Raw genomic sequence first — 25458 nt, 5'->3', positions numbered from 1 at the left:
GACCCATGACTGCCCTCAAACCAACCCCAACCCCTCAGGCCGTGGACGCACAAACCAATGCCGATTGGTGGCGCGGTGCCGTGATTTATCAGGTGTATCCACGCTCCTTCATGGACAGCAATGGCGATGGCATTGGCGACTTGCCCGGCATTACCTCCAAGCTGCCCTACATTGCCAAACTGGGCGCAGATGCAGTCTGGATTTCTCCTTTCATGAAATCCCCCATGGATGACTTCGGCTATGACGTTTCCGATTATGAAGACGTGGACCCGATGTTCGGAACGCTGGATGACTTCAAGACGCTGGTCACCAGTGCCCATGAGCTGGGCCTGAAGGTGTTGATCGACCTTGTGATCTCACACACGTCAGATCAGCATGCCTGGTTTCAGGAAAGCCGCCAGGATCGCACCAACGCGAAAGCCGACTGGTATGTGTGGGCCGATGCCAAACCGGACGGCACCCCTCCCACCAACTGGCTATCCGTATTCGGCGGCTCGTCCTGGCAGTGGGACACCCGTCGCAACCAGTATTACTTGCACAACTTCCTGCGCACGCAGCCAGATCTCAACTTCCACAATGAAGACGTGCAAAAGGCCGTTCTGGACGCGGCGCGCTTCTGGTTGAAGATCGGTGTTGACGGGTTCCGTCTGGACACGGCCAACTTCTATTTTCATGACAAGGACCTGCGCGACAACCCGCCCAAGCCGGAGGAATACGGCACAGTCTCCACGCCGCGTACCAACCCCTACAGCCATCAGCAGCACATCTATGACAAGACACGGCCCGAAAATATCGCGTTTTTGAACAAGCTGCGGGCTGTTCTGGACGAATATCCGGGCAGCACCATGGTCGGCGAGATCGGCGCCGACGAAGACCCGCACCAGATCATCGCCGACTATACGGCCGGAAACGACCGGCTCCACATGGCTTACAGCTTTGACCTGCTCACGAGCGCACAGACCCCGGCCTACATACGCGACAAGGTCAGCAAGCTTGAAGCTGCCATCAACGACGGGTGGGCCAGTTGGGCCATGTCCAACCACGATGTGACGCGCGTCATCTCCCGACTGGAAGACGGACGCGAAAGCCCTGAAGCTGCGGCTGTGCTGCTGGCCGTTGTGGGCAGTTTGCGCGGTAGCCCCTGCATCTATCAGGGGGAAGAACTGGCGTTTGCAGAAGCTGATGTGGCCTTCGAGGACTTGCAAGACCCGTATGGGATCGAGTTCTGGCCCAATTTCAAGGGCCGCGACGGTTGCCGCACGCCTATCGCATGGGAAGCCAACTCTCCCAACGGCGGCTTTACGACCGGCAAGCCATGGCTGCCGGTAGACCCGCGCCACATTGAGCAGAGCGTCAGCGCTCAGGACGCGGACCCGAACTCGACCCTGAACAAGGCACGTCGGTTCTTTGCCTGGCGCCGCACCCAGCCTGCCCTCATAAAGGGGGACATGAGTTTTGTCCAACTGGAGGCTGATGTGCTTGGCTTTACCAGAACGCTCGAGGGACAGAGCCTTCTGTGCGTATTCAACTTGAGCAGCAACGAAAAAACCGTCAGCCTGACGGGTCAGGGCGTGACAGAACCGCTGGACGGACATGGGTTCACATGCACGCTGGATGGCAAGGTGGTGACATTGCCCGCATGGCAGTGCGCCTTTTTCAAACGGCAGGCGTGACAAGGGGAGGACAAGACGATGGCAGATGTTACCCTGAGAGGGGTCTACAAGGACTTCGGATCTACCCGCGTTATTCACGGCGTGGATCTGGACATCAAGAAAGGCGAGTTCATCGTCTTTGTTGGCCCGTCGGGCTGCGGAAAGTCCACCCTTTTGCGGTTGATCGCCGGGTTGGAGGACATTACCGATGGCGAGCTCTACATTGACGAAGCGCTGGTCAACCAGCGCTCGCCCAAGGAGCGCAAGATCGCCATGGTGTTCCAGTCCTATGCGCTTTATCCTCACATGAGCGTGTTTGAAAACATGGCGTTTGGGCTGGAGCTCTCCAAAGTTTCCAAAGAGGAAATCTTCAAGAAGGTGGCGGAAACGGCCGAGATTCTTGAACTCACTCCGTTGCTGAACCGCAAGCCCAAGCAGCTTTCCGGCGGCCAGCGCCAGCGTGTAGCCATTGGCCGGGCCATCGTGCGCAATCCAAAGGTGTTCCTGTTCGACGAGCCCCTGTCCAATCTGGATGCCGCCCTGCGGGTGCAGATGCGCATCGAGATTGCCAAGCTGCACAGGGAAATGAACGCCACGATGGTGTATGTGACCCACGACCAGACCGAGGCCATGACGCTGGCCGATCGCATCGTGGTGTTGAATGCCGGCCGTGTGGAGCAGGTAGGCAGCCCGCTCGAGTTGTATCACCGCCCCCAAAACGCCTTTGTTGCCGGGTTCATCGGCTCGCCAAAGATGAACTTCATCAAGTCCAGCGTTGTCAGCTTGCAAGAGCGCGGGGTGGAAGTCGCCCTGCCTGGTGGAGGAACTGTAATTGCAAGCGTAGCGGCGGACGGCGTGGCAACGGGCGATCAGGTCAAAGTCGGAATTCGCCCAGAGCACCTGAGCGTCAGTGCCGAAGGTCCGATGACAGGCGTGGTGGAAGTGATCGAATCCCTTGGCGAAAGCCACTTCCTCTATGTCCGCGATGCCAATGGCACGTTGGTGACGGTTCAAGGCAAGGGAGACACTCGGCTGAAAAACGGCGATACCATTGCTTTGGAGGTACCCGGCTCATTGTGCCACGTGTTCCGCAAGGATGACACGGCCCTGCCACGCGCCTTCGACGCAGATATTGGACACCATACCCCCGCGCATGCAGCCAGCGAGTTGGTTTGAACCAAAGCCCAGAAAGGCCCCGCTTTGGGGCCTTTTTGACATACGGATGCCCAGCGCCCCTGCCTATTGAGAGGCGATAATCTGGAAATAGGCCCTCGCAGGAAAAACCGATACGGTTTGTATCGGGAGTTTTTTGCGTCAGGGAGCCATGTCCAACACTTTGCCCCTCTCCGTTTTCATCATTGCCTGTAACGAGGCGGATCGTATCGGATCCACGCTGGCAAGTGTGGCATCGTGGGTTGATGACATCGTGGTGGTGGACAGCGGATCGACTGATGCCACCGTGGAGATTGCCCAGCGCTTTGGCGCGCGGGTCTTCACCCGGTCATGGACGGGGTACGGCCCGCAAAAACGCTATGGCGAGGACCAATGCCGCCATGACTGGACGCTGAATCTGGATGCAGATGAAGCCCTGTCGCCCGAATTGCAAACCGAAATACAAAACCTTTTTCGCAGTGGTGGCATCAGCCGCGCCAGTTTCTGGCGCATGGCGATCAAGGACACCTGGCCCCATGAAGAGGCGCCCGCCTCATTTGCATATGGGTACAACCAGATCCGGCTTTATCGCCGCTCGATCGGTCGGTTTTCCCCGTCACCCGTGCACGATACGGTACGCCCACCCGATGAGGCACCCATTGGCCAGCTCAAGCACCCGGTCGCCCATCGCAGCCTTCGCTCTCTGGCCCATCAGATCGACAAGTTGAACACCTACACGGATGCGCAGGTGGCTGATCTTGCGCAGCGTGGACGACGCTTGCCCCGGTACCGGCTCGTGACCGAGTTTCCCATGGCGTTCGTGAAGGCCTATCTGGTGCGCCGCTATTGGCGCTACGGCTGGTGGGGCGTGATTGTTTCTCTCACCCACGCCTATGCCCGCTTTCTGCGGGTTGCAAAGTCCTACGAAATGTATCTCCGGGCACAAAAGGAGCATAGCCATGTTGGAGGCGACAGCGGCATTTACAGTCACCGTTCTCATTCCCGTGCGCAATGCCGCCCCGACGCTGATGCCAATGCTGGAAAGCTTGAAGGCGCAGACCTTCCGTGACTTCATCATTGTTGTGGTGGATGATGGGTCGACGGACGCCACCATGGACATTCTGAGGGCCTATCAGAAGGATGAGCCACGCCTTCACCTTCTCAAGAACGCCGGTCGCGGCATTTCCGCTGCCTTGAACACCGGGCTCAGGCAGATTGATAGTCCGTTCGTCGCCCGCTTGGATGCCGATGATCTGGCCATGCCAAGGCGGCTGCGCACGCAGGTAGCGGCGCTGCGGCACAACAGCGACTGGGTCTTGTGCGGCTCGGACGTGGAGCGCATTGACGCCATCGGCACACCGCGCGGGGTTTTGACGTCACCGACCACGCCGGAGGCAATCGCCAAGCGACTTCACGAGAAGAACTGCCTTTATCACCCCTCCATCATGTTTCGAAGTGAGGCCGTCAAACGGCTTGGTGGATATCGCAGTCGTTTTGATGGAGCGGAAGACTATGATCTGTATCTTCGGCTCAGCCGGCTATGGCAATTGGGCTCGTTACCGGAAGCGTTGACCCAATATCGCATTCACGACGGGCAGGTTACGGCCGACCCCGACCGCCGCTACAGATTGATCGCCGATGCTGTGCTTCTCAATACCTTGCGGCGGGAAGCAAATCTGATGGAGTTTCAAAACCTGCCGGCAGATGACTTGCCGCTGTTTCTGGTATCCGAAGTCATATCTGCGCTCGGCCGGACGAAAGCACCACTGAAGCCACGCATTGCCCGTCACATTCTGGCGCGTTGCAAGCGCGCGGGTGCAGATATCACCTTGGCCAAGCGCGCTCTGGTCCGCGCCACGCTTGCTGGCCGGGTGTTTCAAGAAACCATCAAGGCACTGGCGCTGTAACCCGTCGGGTTGCGGCCACTCCGTGGACCACTGTTTCCACCATCTCATCAAATTGGCGGGCTACCGATCTCACATCAAAATGGCGCATGACGTGCTGACGGCCCATCCGGCCGCGCTCCTCGCACTGGGCCGGGTCAGAGACCAACGCTTGCAGCGCCCCCGCGATGTCTTGCGGTGAGTTGGGCCGAACGTAGAACGCATGACTACCGCCCGCCTCCTTGAAGCCGCCGGAGGGTGTTGCCACGACCGCTGCACCGCAGCTCATGGCTTCAATGACCACGCGGCCAAACCCTTCCTGAACGCGTGAGGGCGCAACGGCGATGCGGGCTGCGCCAAGCACACCACGGACCTGCGAAGCACTCAGATTTTCCCAGAACCGAATTCGGCTCAACCCGAGGCGCACCGCCTCTTGTTTCAGCCGGTATGCGGTGGCGCGCTCCTCCGCATCATGAATGGCCAGCACCATATCGAGCGTCCAGCCGTCCAGTCCCGCACGGCGTACGCCCTCCAACAGGTCCGAGAGGCCCTTGTCGTCGCGGGCGCGTCCGACATACGCCAAGCGGTTTTCCTTTTTCGTGGGCACCCAAAGGGTTGTATCAATGCCGTTGGGCACCACCCAGCTGCGGTCCGTGAATTGCGGATATTGCTGCAGAAAGGCGGTGCGAATGGCAGTGCTGACCCACAGGATGGCTTCAAGTTCGCCGTAGTGTCGCTGGTTCAACAATCGGCGCAGCAGTTTGTCCTGCTTGGTACGCCCATGGCGATGCAGAACAACGGGCGTGGAGGGAAAGTCCTCACAGATCTGAGTTGCGGTGCGCAGATGTTGGTGCACGACGATCACATCGGGACGGTCGTCCTTCAGCGCTTGTTTGACCTGCGCGCGGTCCACCTGATGACCACTTCCCACCGGCACGAAAGCAACGTCCCTGAACGGGGCAGAACAATGACATCCATAGATTACTGTGGAGTTTTTATATCGACTAAAAAGTGCAAGGTCGTGCGCGCAAAGATCGATGGAGGTTGCCCCCAACGGGCTGAATTTCATGTGACGGGGCAAAATAACAGCAATGCGCAAGTAACCACTCCCCTTTACGTAAAATGCACTTCAACCTTTCCCAAAGGGGAGGCTCCACCAAGTCTCACATCCAAACTAATGCAGGCCTCATAGAAGTGGTATACTTGAATAACAACCCCATAAAACTCTGAGAATAAATGTTTTTTCTCATACTTATGACCACGCAAAGAAAAAGTATTGCAGGGTCAAACAGAGAATAGAAATTTAGGAAATTCTCATCTGATACAGTTTTTGAATTGCCGCACATCCCCTACGACATGAAACTAGATAAACTTTTATGTAACGCTTTTATCTTCATTAAGAGTTTTCATCTAGCTTTCAAAAACCGTACTTGAAATTTCAGGCGAAGGTGTTTTCCAAGAGTAGAGACCCCACACCGCGACCATGCCTTCAGCCTCTAAGTGATTGGTGAAGCTTATGTCGATCATCGTAATCATCGATGACCGTGCCATTAATAGAAACATCCTGAAGAGGCTGGCTCTTGCTGTCGCTCAGGATGTGAAAACACATTGTTTTGCATCTCCGTCTGAAGCGATTGCCTTCATGAAGCATCAGGCGCCGGATCTGGTTGTGACTGATTACAGCATGCCGGAAATGGACGGCGCCGACCTGACAACGCACATCCGCGCCATAGAGGACTGTCAGGACGTGCCGGTCATGGTCATCACCGCGTTTTCGGACAGGACCTTCCGCATAAAAGCGCTGGAAGCCGGGGCCACCGATTTTCTGCAAAGTCCCGTTGACCATAACGAATTTCTGAGCCGGGCCCGCAACTTGCTGGCCTTGCGCAAGGAACAACTCGCCGCCAAATCGCGCGCGTCCAATCTGGAGCGCGAGTTGATGAACGTGGAGCGCCAGCACGAAGAAGAGCTGCGCAACTCCATCGAGCGCCTGGGACAAGTCATCGACAGCCTGCCTGCCATGGTCACTGCGGTAGACACTGGCGGGCGCTGTGCCTTTGCCAATGCGGCCTGGGGCGAGTTCATGAACAAGCCCTCCCACGAATGGGTGGGGCTGGACTTTTATGGCCAGTTGACGGAAGTCGCGCGCGAGCGCAACAAGCGGCTGGACTTGAAGATCTTCTCCAGCGGGCGCGCCCTGCCGCCGTATGAGGTGGAGATCCCTGACCCGATGGGCCATATCCGTTTTTTTCTGGTCACCAAGAGCCCATTGCTGGATGGTTATGGCAATGTCACGCATGTGGTCACCACCTCCACCGAAATCACGGACCGGAAACGGGCCGAAGCCCATCTTCTGCACATTGCCCACCACGACAGCCTGACGGACCTGCCGAACCGGACACTGCTGACGCTGCGCATTGAAGAACAGATCAACGCCTGCCGAAAAAGCGGCAAGATTTTCGCCCTGCACTTTCTGGATCTGGACCGGTTCAAGCCAATCAACGATGCACTGGGGCACCGATCCGGCGACCGACTTCTGGAAATGGTTGGCGAGCGCCTGCAAAGCTGCGTGAAGCAGTCGGATCTGGTGGCACGCATGGGCGGCGACGAATTCGCCATTTTGCAAACGGACATTCGCGGGCCGGATGATACATTGACACTAGCGCGGCGCATCGTGGACGTGCTTGAAGAGCCGTTTTACATTGATGGCCAGGAACTTCGAACTGGCGCCAGCATCGGCATCACCCGTTATCCGGAAGACGGCATCGGCAGTGAGGAACTGCTGCGGCACGCGGACATGGCCATGTATCAAGCCAAGGCGGAGGGAGGCAATGTCTACCGCCTGTTCTCAACCACGATGGACCATGACGCCCGTCAAAGCATCGCGCTGGAAGCAGAACTGCGCCATGCGGTCTTGTCCGAACAATTCGAGCTTTACTACCAACCTCAGGTGAACCTGCAAACCAACGAGATTGTCGGCGCCGAAGCCTTGCTGCGCTGGAACCGGCCGGGACACGGCGTCGTGTCGCCGCTCGTTTTCCTGCCCATGGCCGAAGAGACCGGCCTCATCATTCCCATCAGCGAATGGGTGGTCACGGCCGCCTGCGCCGAAGCAAAACGCTGGCATGATATGGGGCATGATGACCTCAGGGTTGCGGTCAACCTGTCACCAACTCAGTTTCGCAAGCAGAACGTTCCCAGCCTTCTGGAGATGGCACTCGACAATTCCGGCCTCAGGGCCTCGGCTCTGGAGATCGAAATCACCGAGCATATCGTGATGCACGGTTCGGAGGTGGTGGAGCGGGAGCTGAAACAGATTCAGCGCATGGGATCGCGTGTCTTTATAGATGACTTCGGCACGGGCTATTCCTCGTTGTCCTATCTCAGCCGCTTCTCCATCAACGGGTTGAAGATCGATCGTTGTTTCATCAAGAACCTCGAGCACGACCCCAATGATGCCGCCATTGCCAACGCCATAATAGGTCTTGGCAAGAGCCTTGGACTGGAGGTCATTGCCGAAGGCATCGAAACGCCCGAACAAGTTGCCTATTTGCGCGAGGCCGGCTGCCTTTATGCGCAAGGCTACTATTATGGCCGTCCCATGCCAGCAGATCAGTTTCGTGAGCTTTTGGACTCCAAAAGCTCGCTACTGGTGGCCAGTACCGGATAACGAGAACGGAAACGACTGCGGATGCGCAAGGACACGCCTCTGAAACCCGCCTTGGAACGCCTGACGCGACTGGTAAGCAACGCTTATGCTGCCTTCAGACGCTCTAACGCGGCAACAGGCGGCGAGACGGAAATGAGCCTGAACCGGGTACTCATTGCGTTGGTGTTGATGCCCTATGCCATGTCGGATGCCCGTTTCCTCATCGACAGACACAATTTCGGCACCACCATGCTTCTGTCGTTTCTGGTGGGCACGGCCGTATTGTTCATTCTGGTGCTGCGGGCAAAAAAACCCAACGCCGTGCGACGCACATGCGCCATGGTCATGGATTTGGGCATGTTGACCCTCGCCATGTACGCAGGCGGGCAGTTTGTTGCAATCACCTTCCCTATCTATCTTTGGGTGATCTTTGGCAATGGGTTTCGTTTCGGCATCAAATACCTCGTCATGTCCTGCCTGTTGTCGGTGGCAGGGTTTTCGCTGGTGCTCACTACCCCTTATTGGCAGGAACAGGCACAGTTGGGTTGGGGGCTACTGGCTTGTTTGATCATTGTGCCGATCTACGCCGCGAAATTGATCCGGGATTTATCCCGTGCCAAGCGCGCGGCCGAAGCCGCCAGCCAGGCCAAGACACAGTTCCTCACCGCCGTCAGTCATGAATTGAGGACACCGCTCAACGCCATTATCGGCATGGGCGAAATGCTCAAGGACACCAAGCTGGATCAAGACCAGCATGAGATGACGGTGACCATCAAGAGTTCAGCACAGTCCCTGCTTTCCCTGATCGACGGCATTCTTGATTTTTCCCGCATTGAGGCAGGAGAGCTGGACATCAAGCATGGCGTGTTCAGTGTGGATGAGCTTTTTCGCGAAACTGCACAGATTGTGGGCGGGCAAGCGCGCGCCAGAAACCTGCGCTTCTGCCGTTTTATCAGCCCCGAAGTCGAGGACATGCTGGTGGGTGATCACCGGCATCTGCATGAAGTCCTCATCAACCTGACCGGAAACGCACTCAAGTTCACGCACTCTGGTTTCGTGGCCATTCGCGCTTTTCAACGCGACAACAGTGGCAGCGATGCTCATCTCGTCATTCAGGTGGCCGACAGCGGAATTGGCATTTCCGAGGAGGCTCAAACACGCATCTTTGAACGCTTCACGCAAGCAGACGAAACCATCGTCGATCGCTTTGGCGGCACCGGCCTGGGCCTGACCATCGTAAAACAGGTGGTGGAAGGCATGGGAGGCAGCATCAGCGTCGACAGTACGGTGGGGATTGGCAGTACCTTCACCCTTGAGATACCGGTCAAGCGGGTTGCTTCCACCCGACCGGAGCGGCTTGTGTTTGCCGAAGCAATTTACTTCATTGTGACGGAGCACGACCAGATCGCGGAGCGCCTTGCCAAAGGTCTGGCCCGGTTCGGCATCAGCGCGCGGCATGCACCAACGCCCAGCGCGGCAATCGCCATGTTGGGCGAGCTGACAGTTCAGGGCGTGCGAGAAGCGATCCTGTTCATCGATGAACAATGTGTCCATGGGCCAATTGAAGTGCTGGGGCACGCCATCCAGTCTCCAGATCGTCTCATTGACGCTCATCTGGTTCTTTTGAAAACAACCGAGACACCTCTGGAGGAGGTCGAGAATGTCTACAACAGGTGCCGAAGCCTGTTGGACCTCGCGCGCGCCGAGGAGGATCTTTATCGCGTCCTTCAAATCACCGGGGCTCGACCCCCCCAGCAAGCAGCCGAACCGCCCACCCTTGCTGAACGCATTTATCAAACCCACAAGGGCCTCAGCGTTCTGGTTGCCGAAGACAACAAGACCAATCAGCGCGTCATAAGCAAGATCTTGGAGCGCGGCGGCCACCACTGCACCATTGTTGACAACGGAGAAGAAGCGCTGGATGCCATGGAAGAAGAGGTTTTTGACCTCGCCTTGATGGATCTGAACATGCCGGTGATCAATGGTTTGGAAGCCATCAAGTTGCACCGCCTTACGGAACATGGTGAAGGGCATTTGCCCATCGTTGCGCTCACCGCCGACGCGACACCCGCGGCCACGCGGCGGGCTCTGGAAGCAGGTGCGGACGCTTGCGCAACCAAGCCGATTGAGCCAGATGTCCTGTTGACGTTGATTGACAACACCGTAACGGAACTTGGACGGCGCACACCGGAAACAGACACCGCAGCCACGGCAGACAAGCTGGTCAGCGTGGCTGCGTTCCCGTCGTCACCGTCGCAGCCGTGTGGCGCAATCGATTATACCTGTCTGGACAATCTGGCCAATCTGGGTGGAGCGGACTTTGTGAGCGGAGTCATCGCAGATTATCTGGAGGATGCAGCAACCTTGCTGGAGGAATTCAGCGCTGCGGTAAACGACAAGGACCCGATCGCCATTCGGGACAAGGCTCATGCGTTGAACTCGGCCTCGGCCAACATTGGCGCACAAGATGTGGCCGCGCTGTGTCAGCGCTGGGAAACGGCACGCGCGCCCGACCTGATGGCCGAAGGCGATGCCATGGTGACCAAACTCGCAGACGCCCTCGAAAAGGCGCGAGCTGGTTTGCATGCCTATGCGCTGAATCTTGGCCAACCAGAAGAAGCAGCACCGGTGCAATTACGCAAATGAACCGGTGCTCTTAACAGGGCGTCAAAGAGCCAATGTATCCTTGGCATCAATATCAAAGCGGTTCTGCGCCTTGACCAACCGCTCCATCTTGCGCAGGTCCGACGATGACAGTTGCAGGGCAGCCTCTACCCACAGATCTACAACCTGTCGCAATTCCTGATAGGAAACCGGCTTTACAACCCGACCACTGCGATAGATTGCGGAGTGGGCGTTGAACTTGCGCATGTTGCGCTGGATGTAGTCCTGTGTTGCGGCAACGCCTTCTCCGGGCTCAACAACCACATCAACCAACCCCAGTTCCTGAAGCTCTTCTGCGGTGTATATTCGGCCGCTCATCATCATTTCTTCAGCGCGGTGGCCGTCAACTTTCCGGCTCAGGAAGCTGTAGGCCCCCATCCCCGGAAACAGGTTGAACAAGACTTCGGGCAATCCGAACTTAGCCTGACGTTCGGCAATGATCACATCACAGGACAGGGCCGTTTCGAACCCCCCGCCCAGCGCATCGCCCTGAACCAAACCGACCGTTATATAAGGCAAATTCAGCGATATGGCGTTGCCATAAACAACATCAATGCAGTCAACGGCGTATTTCTCAAGCGCAAGACGTTCCCGCTGTTTGATCAGATCGACAAACAGGCCCAGGTCACCCCCCAAGTTGTAGATCAACGGATTGCGCGATGCGATGACGTTGTAGCGGATCGGCTCCGGCATGGCGCGGCGATAGGTTTCATAAAGCCGCTTGATGACCACTTGGGCCCCTGCAAGATCACTCAGGAGCTCCGGAGAAAAGCATGGGCGCCCCTTGCCTTTCATGAAAACCCATAGCGCGCGGGTGTCATCATCGAACTCCAGATCCAGACTGTTCAGCTGTACAGAGGCAAATTTCTGAGAGAGCGACACCTGAGACACGGAACCCGCGTCCTGCTGTGCCGCATCCTGTTGCGTCAAACTTTCCGTCAGCACACCACGTTCCATCATTTCTGCCGTTTTGTTGCCCATTGCTCTTTCAACCTTCTCAGACATCACGCCCTCTTGCTCTTGCGTTCATGGCACGCCACTTCTGATGCCCGATCAGCTTCAACCATCCGCATTCCACGGCCCCGGATTGTCACTGCCTACCAACTTGTGTCAGCCGTCACGGTAGCGCGACGGCAACAGCTGTTCATTCCAATTTTTCAGTAAGGATAAAGAATTTATTTAGCATGTCGATATTATTTTGATTTTATATTAACCATAACATAATAATTTATAGTTATAATTTTAGTGTTTATCTCGTTTTATATAATTTTTTTCATGCTTTACAGCAAAGCGACCTAACGTTTGCAATTTGCATAAACCGCATCAGAGCCAGATCAGCTCACGTAAAGCTGAACATATTCTTGCCACAACATCAGAAATTTGAGTGCAAAACACCGCCATGAACAGACCCTTGAAACGACCGCTCCATCTCCATCGTTGATTTTTCCCAGGAAAGGCTCTAGCGCCTACAGCAGTTTACGTGTTCCTGTCAGATGAGTTCAAAGTGCCCAAATCAGTTTCAGTTATCGGCGCTGGTCCCGGCGGCCTGTTTGCTGCGGAAATCTTGAGTGCCATTGGCTATTCGGTCCGGGTGGTGGATCACATGCCCTCCGTGGCGCGCAAGTTCCTGCTGGCCGGACGCGGAGGCTTGAACCTGACGCACAGCGAACCGCTGGACGCTTTCCTCAAGCGCTATCACCCACAGGAACCTCTCCTGCTGGAGAGCATCCGCCAGTTTCCGCCATCCGCATTGCGGCACTGGTGTCATGAGTTGGGGGAGCCGACCTTCGTCGGATCCAGTGGGCGCGTATTTCCCAAAAGCTTCAAGGCTTCGCCGTTGTTGCGTGCATGGTTGAGGCGACTGGACGCTCAAGGCGTGTCCTTTCAACTCGGCTGGTCTTGCACCGGCTTTTCCAGTTCCGGGCATTTGCAGATAGCCTCAAAGGAGGCACCGCACGAAAACATAGTGCTTGAAAGCGATGCCGTTCTGCTGGCACTGGGGGGCGGATCCTGGGCACGATTGGGATCAACCGGCGCGTGGGTCAACTGGATGAACCAGGAAGGCGTCTCATGCGCACCGCTCGCTCCCACCAATTGCGGCTTTGAAGCCCCCTTGTCCGAAGACTTCGTTTCCCGGTTCGCCGGGGCACCGTTGAAGAAGATTGGTCTGACCCACGAAACCACTCGGTTGGTTGGCGAAATCATGATCGATCGCAGCGGCCTTGAAGGCGGCGGGATCTATGCGCTGGCTCGACAGTTGCGCCAAGCCATAGAACGCGACGGCAACACCACCCTGTGGCTGGATCTGAAACCGGATCTGTCAAAAGAGGCGATCGTCAACCGGCTGCAGCGTCCGCGCGGCAAACAAAGCCGCTCGACCTATCTGCGGAAGGTCTTGAAGTTATCCCCGCTGGCACTGGCGCTCATGAGGGAAGCAGGGACCGTTGCCGACGAGCCGACGGCGCTTGCGCACCAGATCAAGTGCCTTCCCCTCCTCCTGACTGCCCCGCGCCCAATAGAGCGCGCCATTTCCTCAGCGGGCGGCCTTGCCTTTACCGAAATCGACGAGCACTTCATGCTGCGCAAGAAAGCCGGTGTTTTTGTTTGCGGTGAAATGCTGGATTGGGAGGCTCCAACCGGCGGCTATCTGCTTCAGGGTGTATTTGCCAGCGCAAACGCAGCCGCACGCGGAATACATCACTTTCTTTCAAACGAACGCACGTAAACGCTCAAACACCTTCACGCCCCAAAATCGGGTCCCGACAAAAGAAAAGGCACCGGATGGGAGTGTCCGGTGCCATTGCTATTCGGGCAGGCTGGTTGCCTAGGGAGGAAGACAACCGGCAAGTGGAGGGCTTGACTGCCCGATCCAAAGAAGGTGCTACGCAGGTGAACCACTTCCTGCGTCACCGTATCAGTCGGCTTGAGCCGATCTGCGTTTCTTTAGTGAAACTGTTGATTTGTGGCGCTGAACAGCGCGACTTGGTCTATTAGCTGTGCACTTGGGCATGACCCGCAACAAAGCGCGAGCATTCGCCTCGGAATGCACGAATTGTTTAGGCTGGAAATAGGGCTGAAGCTGGCCACAATTGTGGCAGAAACTTGCAAATTACAATCAATAATGTCGCAGAACCCGCAGTGCACTACATGCTTGAATCATGCCAGCTAACCAATGAAAGACCGCTGGTATCTCCTGCGTCCCGCCAAAACCCTTTGGTATCCATAGCTCTAGGCCTACCCCGGATTTACAGAGCGCCCCGGAAGCTACTATGCTTTCTGGTCGGAGACACGATGGCTTGGAGAAACAACATTGGGACGCCCTCCCCGTACGCAAAACACCCGAAAGCTCATACTGGACGCGGCAATCGATGTGGTATCATCACATCGCAGCAGCACTTTCTCTCTGGATGAAGTAGCAGCCCGGGCTGGCATTTCCAAAGGAGGGCTGCTTTATAACTACCCGTCCAAGAATGATCTCATTGCCGCAATGGTGGCCCATTTCATCGAGGACCTGAAAGCCTATGTAGCGCGGGCAGAGGCTGAGGTGGCCGAAGATGGCCTGCCAAACAAGCTCATCCGGGCCCATCTAATCGGACTGCGCTCAAAGTTCAGCCAAGGGCACAAACCAAATTTCGGCATTCTGGCTGCAATCGGAGAACAACCGGAAATGCTGGATCCGATCCGCGTCTACACTGAAGACATCTATGCTCGTATCATTGCGGAATCGGACAACCCCAAACTGGCCTCCATGGTGTATTTTGCAACGGAGGGGTTGCGCTGCATTCAGATTTTCCGCGTGCTCGATTTTTCTCAGGAGCAAATCATCTCGCATCTGGATTGCATGCTGAAACTGCTGGAAACCAACGAGTTACCGACGGAACCGGCTTAGGCGAACAGTAGTATCTCCAAGCTTGAGAACCTGTGATAGTCTCCATCAAACTTTAGGGGGGAGACTATGAAACGTCGTGACTTTTTGAAAACAGCCGGTACGTCCGGCCTGGCTCTCGGCGCTGCCGGCCTGGCAGCACCCGCTTTGGCCAACTCACCTTTGAAATTGAAGCTTGTTGGCGCATTTCCAAAGGGTTTTCCGGGTGTTGGCACCTCTGCTGAGCAACTCGCCCGACGCATTGAAGCGTTGTCTGACGGCAAGATCGAGATCACCTATTATGGGGGTGGTGAACTGGTGCCGCCTTTCGAGGTTTTCTCGGCGGTCTCCAGTGGTGCAGCCGACATCGGACACAATGCCGCCTATTATCAGGTCGGCCAGGTGCGCTCGACCATGTATTTCACTTCAATGCCGTATGGTCTGGATGCAGAGGAACTCTCAGCCTGGATTCGATTCGGCGGTGGTCAGGCGCTGTGGGATGAGGCGTACGCCCCGCATGGCGTCAAGCCGTTTTATGTCGGCAACTCGGGTATGCAGGCAGCTGGCTGGTTCAAGCAGCAAATCACCTCTTTGGACGACCTTGTCGGCCTGAAGATGCGAATTGCGGGCCTTGGCGGCGACATCATGCGCAAACTGGGTGTTACCACGGTTTTGACACCACCACCGGAGATCTATTCCGCCTTACAGTCCGGTGTCGTGGATGCCGCAGAGTTTGTCGGACCCTGGAACGACATGGCGCTGGGATTTGTGAAGGTTGCACCCTACTACTACCTGCCGGCCTTTCATGAACCAGGTCCCGGTCTGGAAATGATCGTCAATCAAGACATCTATGAGAACCTGACACCTCATCTGAAAACGGTGTTGGATAATGCGGCCACGGCTCAAGCCGAATCCACCACCGCCGAGTTCCGCTACAACAACACAATGTTGCTGCCAGCCCTAATCGAGCAAGGCGCGGTCATATCAGCTTTCCCTGATGATGTTGTCGAGGCGCTCGGGACAGCTGCCAAGGAAGTTGTTGCGGCTTATCCGGGCGATGATGCCGTATCCAACAAGATCCATGACGCCTATGTGGACTACATAAAGGCCTGTGCGCTTTACACAAAGGGCATGGAAGGCCAGCTTTACACCGACCGAGCCAAGGTTTGGGACGTATAGAGCCCGTTGGAACAACATAGAATCGGAAGCCGGAGCCCGCACGACGCAGGCTCCGGTTTTTTCATGGTGATTTGCGTTTGACGTCACAGAAAAACCTGCCATAACGCGCCCATGCAAGACTATGATGTGATTGTTCTGGGTGCCGGCGCTGCCGGTTTGATGTGTGCGATCGAAGCTGGCAAACGCGGGCGCAAGACGCTGGTGCTGGACCATTCAGCCAAACCGGCGGAGAAAATTCGCATCTCCGGTGGCGGACGATGCAATTTTACCAACCTGCATGCCTCGCCAGCAAACTTCCTGGGCGAAAACCCTCGGTTCTGCGTATCCGCCTTAAAACGCTATACGCAGCATGATTTCATAGGGCTTGTCGATTCCCATAGAATTCCTTGGCACGAAAAAACCCTAGGCCAGCTGTTTTGCGACACGAGCGCCAACGACATCATTGCCATGTTGCTGCGCGAATGCGAACGCGCCAACGTGAAGGTGCAGCTCGCCACGAAAATTGGTGATATCAACAAACCGGATGAACGCTTCAGTGTTGCGACCGACAAGGGCGCACTTCGGTGTACATCGCTCGTAGTGGCGACTGGAGGTCCTTCAATTCCCAAAATGGGCGCAACCGGTTTCGGATATGAAGTGGCCAAACGGTTTGGGTTGCCGGTCGTACCCCCCAGAGCGGCCCTTGTGCCCCTTACCTTTGACGACGCCCTGAAACAACGTACCAGCGAACTTGCGGGAATTGCGGTTGATGCCATTGTTTCCTATGGCAAAACCAAGTTCCGAGAAGGTATGCTGTTTACCCATCGCGGCCTATCTGGCCCCTCTATCCTGCAGATTTCATCGTACTGGCGCGAAGGACACGACATAGCTGTCAACATGTTGCCAGATCAGCAGTTGCTATCTGTTTTGAAAGAGGCGCGAACCACGTCACCCCGACAGGACCTGCGCACTTGCCTCTCGGAAATCTTGCCCAAAAGGCTGGCCACGTTCTTGAGCGAACAACACAAGTTGCAGGGACGCCTTGCAGATCAGTCGGACAAGGTGTTTACCCGTGCCGCCGAGGCCGTTCACAACTGGCGGGTCAAACCAATTGGTACAGAAGGCTACCGGACAGCCGAGGTTACACTTGGGGGCGTCGACACCACGAACCTATCCTCCAAAACAATGGAGGCGAAAGATGTTCCAGGCCTGTTCTTCATCGGTGAGGTGGTAGACATTACAGGCCACCTGGGCGGCTTCAATTTTCAATGGGCATGGTCGTCCGGCCATGCGGCCGGCCAGCACGTGTGAGACAGAAGATTTTCCTATTTTTCCGGCCTCAGTCGAGACAATTCTAGAAAACCGTCCCTTTAAGTCGCGCCTATAGACAACACGTTTCCCCAAACACAAGCATAACAGAAAAATAAACTAGGAATCGCCTCCTATTTAGAACAGTATACGTGCCCAATAGATGAAAAAAAATATACGAAAGACACTTCAAAGCGTTGGTCAACTTCCGATGTGAGCGTGAATGCGCTTTTTCGTCAGGAAGTTATCCCTCGGCCAACAGGGGTATTACAGGGGTTGGAGTTCAAATCAAAAATGAGTGTACGTAGGCATCTTTTCGCCGCTGCTGCAGCGGGTCTCATCGCTTTTTCGGCAAATGCCAAAGAGCTTCGTTTCAACAATCCGCTGCCGGAGAGCCGCCCGGAAACGCAGGAACTGATCCAATTCGCCAAGGACGTGGAGGAAAACTCCAATGGCGAGCTGTCCATCCGGCTTTTCAACGGCGGGTCGATGACTCTGGAAAACGCCGACCTGCTGCGCACCCTGCCCAAGGGCGTTGTTGATATGAGCCTGCTGTGGGCGAACTATCTTGGCCGCGACGCACCTGCCCTGAGTGCGGTATTGGTTCAAGGCTCCATTGGCAACGTTGACGAATTGACCGCCGCACTTCCTGTAGTGCGCGACATTTTCGAGTCCGAGTTCGACGAATGGGGCGTGAAGACAGTTGGTAACCTTGCCATTCCAATGCTTTACGCTTCGGTTTTCTGCCGTGATGAGCCGGTTCGAACGCTGGATGACCTGCGCACCAAGAAGTTGCGTGTTTGGACCCGTGATCAGGTGATGACCTTCACCAAACTGGGTGTATCGGCACAGATCATCAACCAAGACGAGATGTATATCTCCATGAAGACTGGTGTGGTGGACTGCGCTCTGTATCCGGCCCTTTATGCCCATACAGCATCGCTGCAGGAAACGGCCAAGTATGCGGCCTACCTCTACCCGATCGCCGCTGGTCCTTATACGCTGGGCATGGCCACCACCAAGTGGAATGCGCTGCCGGAAGACGAAAAGGCTGCCTTGACCCAAGCTGCAGATGCGCTTTGGGAACGCACCAACGAGTACTCCAGCGACTATGAACGTGAACTTGCTGCACGCGAAAAGCTGGGCCAACAGGGTGTCACCTTCCTTGAAGATTTCCCTGAGGAAGATCGGGCGCTGTTCCTTGAGACGGTTTCCGAGACCTGGAAGGAAATAACCGAGGAAGCCGGTGGGAAGGCTCCCGAGTATCGTGAACGCGTCCTGGAAGCACTGGGCCGCGAGTAAACCGAGATTAAGGGGCTAGATCCTCGTGATCGTCAAAATGCTTGAAAAGCTGGAATGCGGGCTGGATTATCTGGCCCGCTTTCTTGCTTGTATTTCCGCTATTTCTGCGGCCGCAATCACCAGTGTCATCTGCGTCAGTGTGATCATGCGCAGGGTTGCCAACTCGCCGCTGTTCTTCGCCGAAGAGCTGGTGGGTTTGCTGCTTTGCGTCACCATGATGTGCGCATTGCCGCTGGTTACGTTACGCAACAGCCACATACAGGTCACACTCGTGGTGAACCGTCTGGCAGCGCGCGGTCAGGCCATCATGGGCGCCTTGTCTGCGTTGGTGGCCCTCAGCTTTTTCTGCTGGCTGATCTGGGAAGCCATTCCATGGATGGAATTTGCCATGCGTCTGAATCTGAAGACGGAGGCCACCCAAATTCCCATGGTGCCGTGGATGATGGTGGTTCCGATATCCTTCAGCCTTACCGCACTGATCCTGGCAGTTCAGTTTTTGCATTTGCTGGCAAAAAGCCTTTCAAAACCGCAGCTACAATAAAGGCGTCTCCAGAGAGACGAAACCAAAACGCATGTTCTGGACAACTCTGTTTTCGGCCCTGACCCTCAGCGCGGCGACCGGGGCGGCATTGGGTGCAGCGCTGGGTCTGACGGGCCTCATCATCTTGCACTTCTTCGTGGGCGGGGCGACCTCCTTGGCGCTTGATGCGGTGTGGAACGTCTTCAACTCCTTCACGCTCAGTGCCATTCCGCTGTTCATCGTGCTTGGCGAAATACTGCTGCGCAGCGGATTGAGCGAGCGTGTCTATTCCGCTCTCAGCCCCGCATTTACAAAGGTGCCGGGCGGCTTGCTGCACACCAACATCGCTGTATGCACGCTTTTCGGGGCGGTAAGTGGCTCCAGCCTCTCAACAGCGGCCGCAATCGGCTCCGTTGCCTATCCGGAGATGACCGGGCGCGGCTACAACAAGCATATGGTGGTTGGCAGCCTCGCCGGGGGCGGCACATTGGGGCTGCTCATCCCGCCAAGCCTTTCGTTCCTGATTTTCGGTGCCCTGACCGAAACATCCATCGGTCAATTGTTCGTCGCGGGCATTCTGCCTGGCTTGTTGGTGGCGCTCATGTTCATGGGCTACATCTTGCTGCGCTGCCTTCATGATCCCTCGCTCTATCCTCGGGAAGCCCTGACGCAGTCACCATTGCAGATCATCCTCGGTGCATTCCGTATCTGGCCTATTCTGCTACTCATCTTCGCCATCATGGGCAGCATCACGTTCGGCTGGGCAACGCCAACCGAAGCTGCGGCTGTGGGTGTTGGGGCTGCGGTGGTTATTGCCTTCGTATGGGGCGACTTTTCATTTGGCAAGCTCTGGGAGGCGTTTTATCGCGCCGTTCAACTTTACGCTGCCATTGGCCTTGTCCTCATTGGCGCTACCATTCTCGCGCAGTCCGTGGCCTTGCTCGGCATACCTCAAGATATTCTTGAACTGGCGACAAGCAGCGGCCTGAATCGCTATGGCATTCTGATCCTTGTGGTTCTGGTCTATTTGCTGCTCGGCTGTATCTTCGATGGTCTGTCCTTGATGATCATGACACTGCCCATTGTGTTTCCGCTTCTGACGGGACTTGGATTTCATCCGATCTGGCTCGGTGTGATGATCACCATCATGATCGAAATCGGGCAGATCACCCCTCCAGTCGGGCTGAACCTGTCTGTCTTGTCGTCTTTGACCAAAAACGAGGTCCCGCTTGGTTCCGCGGCCCTTTCCGCCATTCCGTACTGGCTGATCTTTCTGATGGCGCTGGTCATTCTGACCCTCTTTCCCCAGATCGTGCTGGTTTTGCCCGCGCACTTTTTCTAACCGGAGGCTTCAAGCCACATGGCAATAAAAATCAAACCAAAGTCTTTTGGACCGCTCACTTTAACAGCCAATGGTGATGGCACTTTCACTACAACGACGGATGCCGGTCACGTTTCCCTGAGCGGGGCACCAGCGTCGCCTGACGTGAGTGCACCTTACGATCTGATCATGGCTGCCCTTGGCTCCTGTGTTGGCATTTCGCTTGAAATGGCTGCTGCGCAGAAAAAACTGACACTTGGCAAGGTGGACATGACAGTGACCGCCGCCAAGGCCGAAGATCTGCCAAGCCGGTTTGGCCGTTTCAACGTGGCCGTTGGTCTGGAGGGTATTGAAGACGATGACGTGGCGCAGAGCCTTCTGAAACTTGCCAAGGAAATGTGCACGGTCAGCAATACCCTGAATGCTGAAATCACGCTGACCTTGCGCCGCGACGCCGGAAACGGAGCTGAATGATGGCTCATTATCTCATTCAAGTGGCATTTACTGCGGACTCCATCAAGGCGTTGGTCGAAAAGCCCGAAAACCGTCTTTCCACCATGATCCCACTGGTGGAGCAGATGGGTGGCCGCTTCGTCGGGTCGTGGTTGAGCTTTGGCAGGTTCAATTCAACCGCCATCATCGAGATGCCCGACAACGTAACCATGAAAGCCTTTGAAATGATGTGTATGGCTGGAGGTGGGTTGCGCGCGTTTGAATGCACCCCGCTGATGAGCTTTGAAGACGGCATGGAAGCCATGCGCGTTGCGGGCCAACATACCTATCAAAAGTTCGGTGACTCAGACTGAACTACCCGAACCGCAGGCGTGAGAGTTGAAGGCGCGGGGCAAACCACCTCGCGCCTTTTTCCGTCAGTCGTAGCGCAATTCGGTTGCCTTGCCGCGGAAAACAAAAAACGACAGGGCAGAGTACGCAAGAATGATGGGCAGAACCACGCACGCGCCGACCAGTATGATGAAGAGGCTTTCTGGCGCGGCCGCGGCCTCATAAATCGTCAATTGCTCCGGAACCACATAGGGGTAGAACGAATAGGCCAACCCACAGAACGCCAGAAAGAACAGAACGGTCGCAAATGCGAACGGGGCCCAGGCCCAGCTGTCATTTCTGGTGGGCAGACGCTGCAGCGCCAACCACAGCAGCACCAGAATTGCCAGTGACAACAAGGGCAGCGGCGCCAACAGGATAGCTTCCGGGAACGACAACCACTTATCAAATATGCGCAGACTGGCCATGGGTGTGGCAAACGAGATTAACAGAAGACCAAAGCCCACGCCCCACAAGCTCTTGCGTGCCCAGCGCAAAGCCTTGGCCTGCAATTCGCCCGACGTTTTCATGATCAACCAGCAGGCTCCGATGAAGCTGTAGCCGACGGGCAGGAAGGCGGCAGTGAGCGCAGCAAACGCCAGAGCAACACCGGTGAACTGCAAGCCCATGATATATAGGCCAAGCATGAACCCTTGAGAGACTGCGGCCATCAAGCTGCCGAGAAAGAAGGCAAAGTCCCACGCGGCTTTCTTGTCAACGGGAGCCTTTGCCCGAAACTCGAAAGCCACACCGCGCAGGATCAACCCGATCAGAAGTACAAACACCGGCAGGTAAAGGGCGGTCAGAATGGCGCCGTGCGCGGCCGGAAAGGCGACCAGCAACAAGCCAACCGCCAACACCAACCACGTTTCATTTGCATCCCAGAACGGGCCAATGGACGCCACCATGCGATCGCGATGACCGTCAGTTGCGAGGGGGCTCAAGAGCCCCACTCCCAGATCAAATCCATCCAGAACCACATAGATCAAGATGGAAACGCCGAGCAGCACCGCAAAGATGATGGGCAGCGATACGCTTGGGTCGCCGAGAAATGTCATGATGCTTGCTCCGCAGTCTTGTTGTTGACGCCGCCTCGCAAGCCAGCCCACAAGGTCTCGTTCATGCGATTGGACGCTTTGCGAGCCAGATAGAAGATGACGCCGATATAGGCCACCAGCAGGACGGCATAGACAACGAGGTACCCAATCAGCGAGCTCATCACCATGCCGGGCGCAACATCGCCGACAGCCTGAGCGGTGGTGAGAATACCATCAACCAGCCACGGCTGGCGGCCAATCTCGGTTGTGTACCATCCCGCAAGGGTCGCGACCCAACCGGAGAAGGTCATGCCGAGGAAGGCCCACAGCACCAGACGGGGCACGCCTTCAACACCACGGCGCTTGCGCACCATCATGACCGTTGCCGCCCAGCTCAATGCCAGCATGGCAAAGCCAATACCAACCATGATGCGGAAGCTGAAGAACACCGGCGCCACGGGCGGGTGCAATGCTGTCCCATCCTCTGCGACAAAATCATTCAAGCCGGGTACGACGCCATCGGCAGAATGCTTCAAAATGAGGGATGCGCCATTGGGAATGGTGACAGCCCACTTGTTTTCACGCGCCTCCTCATCCGGAATGGCAAACAACACCAGTGGTACATTTGAACGGGTTTCCCAGTTCCCTTCCATCGCGGCAACCTTTTGCGGTTGATGCTCAAGGGTATTGAGACCATGCATGTCACCCATCAGGATTTGCGCCGGGATCAGCAGGGCCGCCAAACCAACACCGGTGGCGAAGGTAGCGCGCACACTGCGGCCCTTGTCACCAATAAGCAGGCGGAAGGCCGAAACACCAGCAACGAGGAAGGCGACGGTCAGACCGGATGCCAGCAACGTGTGCCCCAACCGATATGGCATGGACGGGTTGAAAATGATGGCCAACCAATCCGTTGCATGAGCAACACCATCGCGCATTTCAAACCCGGCAGGCGTGTGCATCCAGCTGTTCAATACCAAGATCCAGAAGGCGGACATGGTCGTGCCGAAGGCCACCAGCACCGTTGCAGTGGTGTGCAACCAGTTTGGAACCTTGGAAAACCCGAACAGCATGATGCCCAGAAACACGGCTTCCAGAAAGAACGCTGTCAAGATTTCGTAGGCCAGCAAGGGTCCAGCGATGTTGCCCACGGCCTCCATGAAGCCCGGCCAGTTCGTGCCGAACTGAAACGACATGGTAATGCCGGACACCACGCCAAGCGCAAATGTCAGAGCAAAGACCTTGACCCAGTAGCGGTAGGCATCCATCCACTTTTCATCGCCCGTAGCGTTGAACCGCAGCTTGAAGAACAGCAGCAACCAACCCAGCGCAATGGTGATGGTGGGAAAGAGTATGTGAAACGAGATGTTCGCACCAAACTGAATGCGGGACAGGATGAGGGCGTCCATGATCTATCCTCAAAAACTTTGTTTAGGACGTGATCCCTCCGCTTCTTGGTGGCGGTTTCAGGTCAGATCACGTCACGGACCATGCGTTTTTAAGAATGATTATAGGGAGCAATACGAACCGAAACAGATCTCTGCGACAAGGCACCGCACACAAACTTTCTTCAATCAAGAAGCGTTCTCGGGACACAAATCGAAATGCAGGCTGATATTTCTCAAAACACATCAAGACGTACCGCAAGCTATTGCGTTGTCGATTGAATTCGGCGGATAGGCTACTTCTTCCGCTTCCGCTTGGCGTACAATATCCAGCCCGTGACACCCTGTCCAAAGTGCTGAAAGGCTGACAAACATTCAACAAACGCAAACCCACCCGTATAGCTGACGGCCCCGCCGCAAACGTCTCATGGCTTTCGGCCAGTTACAGCAAGACCCACACCACCGACGAGACGTTGCCCCCCATGCCACCTTCTTAAACCTGCCCAGGTGGATACGGCTCATTTTTTTAATGACTCTAAACTAGGAATGATTTATTCTTGAGTTTAATCCGCATATTTTATGTTGACGCCACCTCATCCAGGACACATAGATTCTACTATGAGACTAACCCAACAGACCAATTACGCCGTACGTACCTTGATGTACTGCGCCGCCAATCCGGATAAGCCAAGCAAGGTGGCCGATATCGCTGCCGCCTTTTCCATGTCGGAGACGCATCTGTTCAAGATCATGAAGGTACTTGTTGACGCGGATTTGATGAAAACCATCCGCGGCCGAAATGGCGGCATTGTTTTGCCTCGACCAGCCTCCGAGATCACGGTTGGGCAGGTTGTACGTGCAACCGAAGAATCATTCCTGTTGGCGGAATGTTTCGATAGTGGGCGGCAGGACTGCCCGCTTGTGAACCACTGCGGCTTTAACAGCGTGCTGACAGAAGCACTTCAGGCGTTTCTTGCCGTTCTGGACAAATGCACCATTGCCGAACTGGCGGAAAATCGTGCCAACATTCGGTATCTGTTGCAAATGGAAGACATTCCACTCGCCTCTTCCAAGGCCAACGTAAAATCGGGAGAAGCTGCTCACGTATGAGCAGCTTCCCGCGTTTGACGGTCAGATTCGAAAGACGATCGGCACACGCAACGGCAGACTTGTAGCCCCAAAGGCAGACGGCAAGTCTGGAAACGGTGCTGCGCGGCGTACAGCCTTCAATGCAGCTTCATCCAGCGCTTTATGGCCGCTGCTTTTCAGCAAGCGCAAACCAGAAATCCCACCATTCTTGTTAATCACAAACGAAACAAGCGGCCGGCCTTCGATGCGCCGCCGCCGTGCAGACGACGGATAACTGCGCTGCGCAGCGCGGTTTAACTCGCGGCGCACACGCCCCAAGTAGTTGTCCCGTGCAGCATTTCCGGCCTCCGAACTCGCAGAGGCCTTGCCTGATGAACTGCTCGAAGGGCCCGTGTGTTGCTGGGTCGCGGCGCCACGTCGCGAACTCACCTCCGCACCTGCCCGCTTGGCTTGCTGCGCTGGCTGTTTGCGCACAACCTTCTCAGGCCGCGGCGGCGCAGGCCGTGGGATCGCAGTAATGACCTCCTGAACAGGCTCTTCGACCTGTTTCGTTTCTTCTGGCTCTGGCTCTGGCTCTGGCTCTGGCTCTGGCTCTGGCTCTGGCTCTGGCTCTGGCTCTGGCTCTGGCTCTGGCTCTGGCTCTGGCTCTGG

21 protein-coding genes are annotated in these 25458 nt (G+C 56.1%); 16 read left to right on the top strand and 5 right to left on the bottom strand.

Annotation, left to right across the window (positions count from 1 at the left end):
- Positions 1-5 precede the first annotated feature (5 nt).
- From G512_RS0113245 to G512_RS21125, 4 genes are all read left to right on the top strand, one after another.
- Positions 6-1673, top strand: a complete 1668-nt coding sequence (locus G512_RS0113245; protein ID WP_051269342.1) for an alpha-glucosidase family protein — start codon at positions 6-8, stop codon at positions 1671-1673.
- A gap of 18 nt (positions 1674-1691) precedes the next feature.
- Positions 1692-2828 carry an ABC transporter ATP-binding protein gene (locus tag G512_RS0113240; RefSeq protein WP_028482136.1) on the top strand — a complete coding sequence of 379 codons (1137 nt, stop codon included), beginning with the start codon at positions 1692-1694 and terminating at the stop codon, positions 2826-2828.
- 148 nt (positions 2829-2976) lie between these two features.
- The gene (locus tag G512_RS21130) at positions 2977-3873 is read left to right on the top strand and encodes a glycosyltransferase family 2 protein (protein ID WP_073833461.1); all 897 of its coding nucleotides are present in this window, start codon (positions 2977-2979) and stop codon (positions 3871-3873) included.
- Positions 3764-4711, top strand: a complete 948-nt coding sequence (locus G512_RS21125; protein WP_073833458.1) for a glycosyltransferase family 2 protein — start codon at positions 3764-3766, stop codon at positions 4709-4711. Before G512_RS21130 ends, G512_RS21125 begins: the two co-directional genes overlap by 110 nt.
- Here G512_RS21125 and G512_RS0113225 read toward each other — a convergent pair.
- The gene (locus tag G512_RS0113225) at positions 4692-5624 is read right to left on the bottom strand and encodes a glycosyltransferase family 4 protein (protein WP_051269338.1); all 933 of its coding nucleotides are present in this window, start codon (positions 5622-5624) and stop codon (positions 4692-4694) included. The genes G512_RS21125 and G512_RS0113225 overlap by 20 nt on opposite strands.
- Positions 5625-6203: 579 nt before the next feature.
- Between G512_RS0113225 and G512_RS0113220 the strand changes: the two genes are divergently transcribed.
- Positions 6204-8357: a two-component system response regulator gene (locus G512_RS0113220; RefSeq protein ID WP_028482134.1), complete on the top strand. Its 2154-nt coding sequence runs from the start codon at positions 6204-6206 to the stop codon at positions 8355-8357.
- A gap of 21 nt (positions 8358-8378) precedes the next feature.
- On the top strand, positions 8379-10982 hold the full coding sequence (locus G512_RS21120; RefSeq protein ID WP_051269336.1) for an ATP-binding protein: 2604 nt from the start codon (positions 8379-8381) through the stop codon (positions 10980-10982).
- 21 nt (positions 10983-11003) lie between these two features.
- Here the strand turns inward: G512_RS21120 and G512_RS21115 are convergent, their stop codons facing one another.
- Positions 11004-12005, bottom strand: a complete 1002-nt coding sequence (locus G512_RS21115; RefSeq protein ID WP_051269334.1) for a crotonase/enoyl-CoA hydratase family protein — start codon at positions 12003-12005, stop codon at positions 11004-11006.
- Between the two features lie 499 nt (positions 12006-12504).
- Here G512_RS21115 and G512_RS0113205 point away from each other — a divergent pair, with 499 nt between their 5' ends.
- The 9 genes from G512_RS0113205 (at position 12505) to G512_RS0113160 (ending at position 21280) form a co-directional block, all read left to right on the top strand.
- A complete protein-coding gene (locus G512_RS0113205) occupies positions 12505-13725 on the top strand; it encodes a TIGR03862 family flavoprotein (RefSeq protein WP_028482133.1) in 1221 nt (406 codons plus the stop codon).
- A gap of 585 nt (positions 13726-14310) precedes the next feature.
- Entirely contained in the window at positions 14311-14889 is a 579-nt protein-coding gene (locus G512_RS0113195) for a TetR/AcrR family transcriptional regulator (RefSeq protein ID WP_028482131.1), read from the top strand.
- Positions 14890-14955: 66 nt separating this feature from the next.
- Positions 14956-16044 carry a TRAP transporter substrate-binding protein gene (locus tag G512_RS0113190; RefSeq protein ID WP_028482130.1) on the top strand — a complete coding sequence of 363 codons (1089 nt, stop codon included), beginning with the start codon at positions 14956-14958 and terminating at the stop codon, positions 16042-16044.
- Positions 16045-16155: 111 nt separating this feature from the next.
- On the top strand, positions 16156-17334 hold the full coding sequence (locus tag G512_RS0113185) for a BaiN/RdsA family NAD(P)/FAD-dependent oxidoreductase (protein ID WP_028482129.1): 1179 nt from the start codon (positions 16156-16158) through the stop codon (positions 17332-17334).
- Positions 17335-17625: 291 nt separating this feature from the next.
- On the top strand, positions 17626-18633 hold the full coding sequence (gene dctP / locus G512_RS0113180) for a TRAP transporter substrate-binding protein DctP (protein ID WP_028482128.1): 1008 nt from the start codon (positions 17626-17628) through the stop codon (positions 18631-18633).
- Between the two features lie 25 nt (positions 18634-18658).
- Complete coding sequence (locus tag G512_RS0113175) at positions 18659-19174, top strand: TRAP transporter small permease (protein ID WP_028482127.1); 516 nt, start codon at positions 18659-18661, stop codon at positions 19172-19174.
- Positions 19175-19205: 31 nt separating this feature from the next.
- Positions 19206-20495, top strand: a complete 1290-nt coding sequence (locus G512_RS0113170; protein WP_028482126.1) for a TRAP transporter large permease — start codon at positions 19206-19208, stop codon at positions 20493-20495.
- Between the two features lie 18 nt (positions 20496-20513).
- The gene (locus tag G512_RS0113165) at positions 20514-20948 is read left to right on the top strand and encodes an OsmC family protein (RefSeq protein ID WP_028482125.1); all 435 of its coding nucleotides are present in this window, start codon (positions 20514-20516) and stop codon (positions 20946-20948) included.
- A complete protein-coding gene (locus tag G512_RS0113160) occupies positions 20945-21280 on the top strand; it encodes a GYD domain-containing protein (protein ID WP_081657484.1) in 336 nt (111 codons plus the stop codon). Before G512_RS0113165 ends, G512_RS0113160 begins: the two co-directional genes overlap by 4 nt.
- Positions 21281-21343: 63 nt before the next feature.
- On the opposite strand, the gene G512_RS0113155 is transcribed toward G512_RS0113160, so the two are convergent.
- Both G512_RS0113155 and G512_RS21110 read right to left on the bottom strand, forming a co-directional pair.
- Positions 21344-22354 carry a cytochrome d ubiquinol oxidase subunit II gene (locus G512_RS0113155; protein ID WP_028482123.1) on the bottom strand — a complete coding sequence of 337 codons (1011 nt, stop codon included), beginning with the start codon at positions 22352-22354 and terminating at the stop codon, positions 21344-21346.
- Positions 22351-23742 (bottom strand): cytochrome ubiquinol oxidase subunit I, encoded by a 1392-nt coding sequence (locus G512_RS21110; protein WP_051269332.1) that lies wholly within the window; start codon positions 23740-23742, stop codon positions 22351-22353. The genes G512_RS0113155 and G512_RS21110 overlap by 4 nt, the downstream gene beginning before the upstream one ends.
- A gap of 594 nt (positions 23743-24336) precedes the next feature.
- Between G512_RS21110 and rirA the strand changes: the two genes are divergently transcribed.
- Positions 24337-24828, top strand: coding sequence for an iron-responsive transcriptional regulator RirA (rirA, locus tag G512_RS21105; protein WP_028482122.1), 492 nt, complete (start codon positions 24337-24339; stop codon positions 24826-24828).
- Between the two features lie 21 nt (positions 24829-24849).
- Here rirA and G512_RS22815 read toward each other — a convergent pair.
- Positions 24850-25458: energy transducer TonB family protein (locus G512_RS22815; RefSeq protein ID WP_036489797.1), on the bottom strand; the 609-nt coding region annotated here is incomplete at its 5' end.

Origin of the sequence: Pseudovibrio exalbescens DSM 16456 (assembly GCF_000422785.1) — a bacterium.
Classification (GTDB): Bacteria; Pseudomonadota; Alphaproteobacteria; order Rhizobiales; family Stappiaceae; genus Pseudovibrio; species Pseudovibrio exalbescens.
This window is presented reverse-complemented; position numbering and strand designations above follow the sequence as displayed.